Below are 5,328 nucleotides of genomic sequence, written 5' to 3'. Positions count from 1 at the left end.
GAAACGGGTAGGCATCGTCTAAGCTATTGGCTCCCTTTAGTACGTCGGGGGGGGGCGTGTGTTCGCATGGGTTGCGAGGGGTACCCGCAACACGCGGCCGGGCCCGGCCGCACAAGGGAAAGGCCGAACAGAATATGCGAGGCGTGACTGTGCGTTGGGCGCAGGAAAGACGTCGGAGACGGGCGCTGCAGCAGAGCTCGCGCCGGACCGGCTGGGTGAAGCGTTCCGCGCTCGGGGTGGCGTTGGCGACGCTGCTGCCGTTCGGGGTGTCGGTGGCAGGAGCCGGCACGGCATCCGCCGCGTTCAACCCCGCCGGTTTCGACTTCTGGGTCGATTCGGCCGTGATGGGCCCGATCAAGACCCGAGTCTTCCGAGCCGCCGACGGTAACACCAACCGCGTGGTCTATGCCCTCGACGGCATGCGTGCCCGCCAGGACATCAGCGGCTGGGAGATCGAGACCAACGTCGCCGCCGAGCTCACCAAGGCCAACATCAATGTCGTGATGCCGATCGGCGGCGAGTCCAGCTTCTACGCCGACTGGAACGCGCCCAGCTCGTTCTTCGGCCTGCCGCCGATCTCGGGCTCGTCCTCGGGCTCCGCCTCCGGTTCGGGCGCCACCCAGGTGCTGGCCGCCGGTCCCGGTAAGAGCTACCGCTACGAGTGGGAGACCTTCCTGACCCGCGACCTGCGCAACGCCCTGCGCGACCGACTGGGCTTCAGCGCCACCCGCAACGGCGCGTTCGGCCTGTCCATGGGCGGCAGTGCGGCGCTGACGCTGGCGGCGTACCACCCGGAGCAGTTCAGCTACGCCGGTTCGTATTCCGGCTATCTCAACGTCTCGGCGCCCGGTATGAGGGAGGCGCTGCGCGTGGCGATGGTCGACGCCGGTGGCTACAACATCGATTCGATGGCGCCGCCGTGGGGCCCGGCGTGGCTGCGGATGGATCCGTTCGTGTTCGCGCCGCGGCTGAAGGCCAACGGCACCCGGCTGTGGATCTCGGCCGGTAGCGGCCTGCCCGGCCCGGTCGACGGCCCGAACTTCAACACGCTCAACGCGATGGGCCTGGAGGCGCTGGCACTGGCCAACACCCGCGCGTTCCAGGTGCGCATGATGTCGCTGGGCGCCAACAACGTCACCTACGACTTCCCGAACGTGGGTGTGCACAACTGGCGGTACTGGGAGAGCGAGGTCTACCGCATGCTCCCCGACCTCTCGGCCAACATCGGCTGATCCCCGGGGATCGCTGCGATCCTCCGAAGCCCCACGGCGACCTGGTCGCCGTGGGGCTTTTGCTGTCCCGGGGGATTCGGCCTATCGAAGCTGAGTATTTGCTGGTGACTGCGATATCGGTCATTTCATACCGATTTCGACCGACCATGTGTCACAGGTCACTGTTTGGGGCAATTCCGAGTTGAATCACTTTGTTGCAACACCGGATCGCCGATACTCGATTCGTATCGAAGAACGTGCAGTACAACGGCGTGCTCCTGCGCCGACGGTTTTGTCTGTGTTGTCCGAAGGTGAGGACGGGACGCGGGGCGAGGGATGATTCGCGGCCGGTTCTCGAACGAAAGGTCGAAGTCGATGCGATTTGCGCGCAGGAAGCCAAAACCTCATGGGCCGGGTTCGTGGCTGAGGCGATCGGTGTTGGGCGTGGCACTGGCGATGGTGCTGCCACTGGGGGTCTCGGTGGCGGGCAGCGGCGCAACCGCAGCGGCGGCCTTCGATCCGTCCGGCTTCGACTTCTGGGTGGATTCGCCGGTGATGGGCCCGATCAAGTCGCGGATCTTCCGTGCCAAGGACGGCAACACCAATCGCGTCGTCTACGCCCTCGACGGCATGCGGGCGCCGGAGACGCTGAACGGCTGGGAGATCGAGACCAATGTCGCTCAGGTGCTGACCGACTGGAACATCAACGTGGTGATGCCGGTGGGCGGTCAGTCCAGCTTCTACGCGGACTGGAACGCGCCCAGCGACTTCTTCGGTATCGGGTCGCCCGGTTTCGGCTCCTCGACCGGTTCGGGTGCGACGGAGGCATTCCTGGCCGGGCCGGGCAAGAGCTACCGCTACGACTGGGAGACGTTCCTGACCGTGCAGCTGCGCGATGCGCTGCGCGACCGGCTCGGGTTCAGCACCAACCGCATGGGCACGTTCGGCCTGTCGATGGGCGGCAGCGCCTCGCTGACCCTGGCCGCCTACCACCCGGACATGTTCAGTTTCGCCGGTTCCTTCTCCGGCTACCTCAACATCTCGGCGCCCGGCATGCGGGAGGCGATCCGCGCGGCCATGATCGACGCCGGTGGCTACAACGTCGACTCGATGGCGCCGCCGTGGGGTCCGCAGTGGCTACGGATGGACCCGTTCGTCTTCGCGCCGCAGCTGATCGGCAACGGCACCCGGCTGTGGATCGCCGCGGGCAGTGCCGTTCCGTCGGAACAGAACTGGACGCTGCCACCCGCGGCCGCCGCCGACCATGTCATCAAGGGCAGCCCGCTGGAGGCGCTGGCGCTGGCCAACACGCGAGCGTTCCAGGTCCGCATGATGTCGCTGGGCGCGCAGAACGTCGTGTACTCCTTCCCGCCCGTGGGCGTGCACGACTGGTTCAACTGGCAGGACGAGGCCTACCGGATGATCCCGGACCTCTCGGCCAATATCGGGTGATCGCGTAAACGGTCCCGGCAAATTCACGGTTTATGTCACGATTCGGTCTCGGCAGGCGTTTTCCGGCCTGCCGGTATCGAATCCCTGCCTTATAGAAGTAACGCCGAAACGTTCAGCCACCACGGGAAGCCTTCGGCATCGGATGTCGCACGTCATGCATTTCCGGTTGCGGTCAGTGCTGATCGCATGGGCGAAAGGTCGGGTCGTTGCGTTCTGGTCGGGTGCGCGGAACAGTTGCCGGTAGCGAGATATCGGTGCGACAACGACGGCGCGGGGGGCGCTCTCGCCGATGGGGCCGGGCGATCGCCGGAATGGCGCTGGCGCTGGCCTTTCCGGTCGCGACGGTGGTCGGCGGCACCGCCGGTCCGGCCGCGGCGTCCTACAACCCCGCCGGATTCGATTTCTGGACCGACTCCAGCATGGGCGCGATCAAGACCCGGATATTCCGCGCGGCCGACGGCAATACCCAGCGGGTGGTGTACGCGCTGGACGGCCTGCGGGCCCGCAACGATCTGTCCGGCTGGGAGATCGACACCGATATCTCGCGGGTGCTGCCGCAGTGGAATATCAATGTCGTGATGCCGATCGGCGGGCAGTCCAGCTTCTATACCGACTGGGCCGCGCCGAGCAATACCAACGGCCAGGCCGTCCCCTATGCGTGGGAGACCTTCCTGACCCGGGATCTGCGCAATGCCCTGCGGGATCGGCTGGGGTTCAATCCCTCCGGGAACGGGATCTTCGGGCTGTCGATGGGTGGCAGCGCCGCACTCACCCTGGCCGCGTATCACCCCGATCAATTCCGCTATGCCGCTTCCTATTCGGGCTATCTCAGTACCTCCGCCCCGGGTATGCGGGAGGCGCTGCGCGCGGCAATGCTCGATGCGGGCGGCTACAACATCGACTGCATGTGGGGCCCGCCGTGGGATCCGCGCTGGCAGCGCAACGACCCCACGTTCGCCGCGCCGCTGCTGCGCCAGAACGGCACCCGGCTGTGGATCTCCTCCGGCAACGGGCTGCCCGGGCCGCGCGATGCGGTGCGCAGCCCGATCGACGCCTACCACCTGACCAATGCCGAGGTCCTCGAGACCATCGCGCTGGCGAACACCCGCGCCTTCCAGGACAGCCTCGGGGCCGCCAATGCCGTGTTCGACTACACACCGGTCGGCGTGCACTTCTGGCACTACTGGACCGATCAGGTCTACAAGATGCTGCCGGACCTCAGCGCCAACCTCGGATAGCCCCGGATCGGCGGTCCCGCGCCCCGAGATCGAAACGCGGGATCGCCGTGGGCTTTTCGTATCGCGCGACAATCACCGGCCGGACGCGATAGGGTCTCCGCACCATTACGAAAGGTGCACGGGCGGATTTCGGTCACGCGGTTCGTTCCATCTTGCTAACGGTTGGGCGGTCGAATATCGTCCAGCGAGCGCAAGTGTGACCAGTTCGTAGACGCGCCGTCGCTCATATCGGAGGTCGGGATCCGAGATGGGTGTTCGCAACAGCAGGCTACAGCAGCAGAAAGAGAGCAAGATCCATGCGTTTCGGCAGGTCCGCCGCGCTGGCGGCGACCGTCCGTGAAGGACGGCGAAATGCTCAGCTCGGTTGGCGCAGACGACTTTTCGCTGTGGGCGCCGCGGCGCTGGCTCTCCCGATAGCGGCCGCTGTGGCGACACCCGCGATCGCACTGGCGAATCCGGTTGCCGCCCCGGTGCACCGCACCCCGCCCGGCGGCTACGAAGAACTGATGGTCCCGTCCAGCATGGGCCCGGTGAAGGTCCAGGTGCAGTGGGCGCGCGGCGGCGGCAATGCCGCGATGCTGCTGCTCGACGGCCTGCGCGCCCGCGACGACCGCAACGCCTGGTCCTTCGAGACCAACGCGCAGGAGCAGTTCGCGAACGACAACGTCACCCTGGTGATGCCGGTCGGCGGCCAATCCAGCTGGTATGCCGACTGGGCGGCGCCGAGCAACACCAACGGGCAGAAGTTCACCTACAAGTGGGAGACCTTCCTCACCCAGGAACTGCCCGCCTTCCTCGCCAATTACGGTGTCTCGAAGAACAACTGGGCCGTCGCCGGCCTGTCGATGAGCGGCCCGGCCGCGCTGCGGCTGGCGGCCTTCCACCGCGACCAGTTCAAGCACGCGGCCGCCTTCTCCGGCCCGCTGAACTGGAACGCGCCGGGCATGCGCGAGGCGATCCGCATCATGATGCTCGACGCGGGCAAGTTCAACGTGGACTCCATGGCGGCGCCGTGGAGCCCGCAGTGGCTGCGGTCGGACCCGATGGTGTTCGCGCCCCAGCTGCGCGGGCTGCCGATGTTCATCTCCTCGGGCAGCGGCCTGCCGGGCCCGGCCGACGGCAACACCTCGCCGGTCGGCCTGTTCAACACCGGTAACGCCATGGCCCTCGAGGCCATCTCGATGGTGAGCAGCCGCTCCTTCCAGGCCCGCCTGAACTCCCTGGGCATTCCGGCCACCTACGACTTCCCGTCCACCGGTACGCACAAGTGGCAGTACTGGCAGGAGGAGCTCGCGAAGGCCCGCCCAGGCATCCTGGCCGCACTGGGAGCCTGATACCCACCGAACAACCACCTGGGGCGGGGGGGGGGCGCCCGCGACGGCCGGCCCCGCGGGCGGGGGGGCGCCCCCCGCGAAAGCGGGGGGGGG

Annotated in this window: 4 protein-coding genes; all 4 read left to right on the top strand. The window is 67.1% G+C overall.

Annotation, left to right across the window (positions count from 1 at the left end; genetic code table 11):
* Positions 1 to 185 precede the first annotated feature (185 nt).
* The 4 genes from QH290_RS00135 (at position 186) to QH290_RS00120 (ending at position 5,235) form a co-directional block, all read left to right on the top strand.
* Entirely contained in the window at positions 186 to 1,232 is a 1,047-nt protein-coding gene (locus QH290_RS00135) for an alpha/beta hydrolase (protein WP_425301583.1), read from the top strand.
* A 354-nt stretch (positions 1,233 to 1,586) separates the two neighbouring features.
* Complete coding sequence (locus QH290_RS00130) at positions 1,587 to 2,663, top strand: alpha/beta hydrolase (protein ID WP_280263915.1); 1,077 nt, start codon at positions 1,587 to 1,589, stop codon at positions 2,661 to 2,663.
* Positions 2,664 to 2,974: 311 nt separating this feature from the next.
* A complete protein-coding gene (locus QH290_RS00125; protein ID WP_280263913.1) occupies positions 2,975 to 3,901 on the top strand; it encodes an alpha/beta hydrolase in 927 nt (308 codons plus the stop codon).
* A 296-nt stretch (positions 3,902 to 4,197) separates the two neighbouring features.
* Positions 4,198 to 5,235: an alpha/beta hydrolase gene (locus tag QH290_RS00120; protein ID WP_280381615.1), complete on the top strand. Its 1,038-nt coding sequence runs from the start codon at positions 4,198 to 4,200 to the stop codon at positions 5,233 to 5,235.
* Positions 5,236 to 5,328: the final 93 nt, after the last annotated feature.

This window comes from Nocardia wallacei, assembly GCF_029869545.1.
Lineage (GTDB): Bacteria > Actinomycetota > Actinomycetes > Mycobacteriales > Mycobacteriaceae > Nocardia > Nocardia wallacei_A.
The sequence above is the reverse complement of the archived record's forward strand: the minus strand, read 5'-3'. Positions and strand labels throughout refer to the sequence as shown.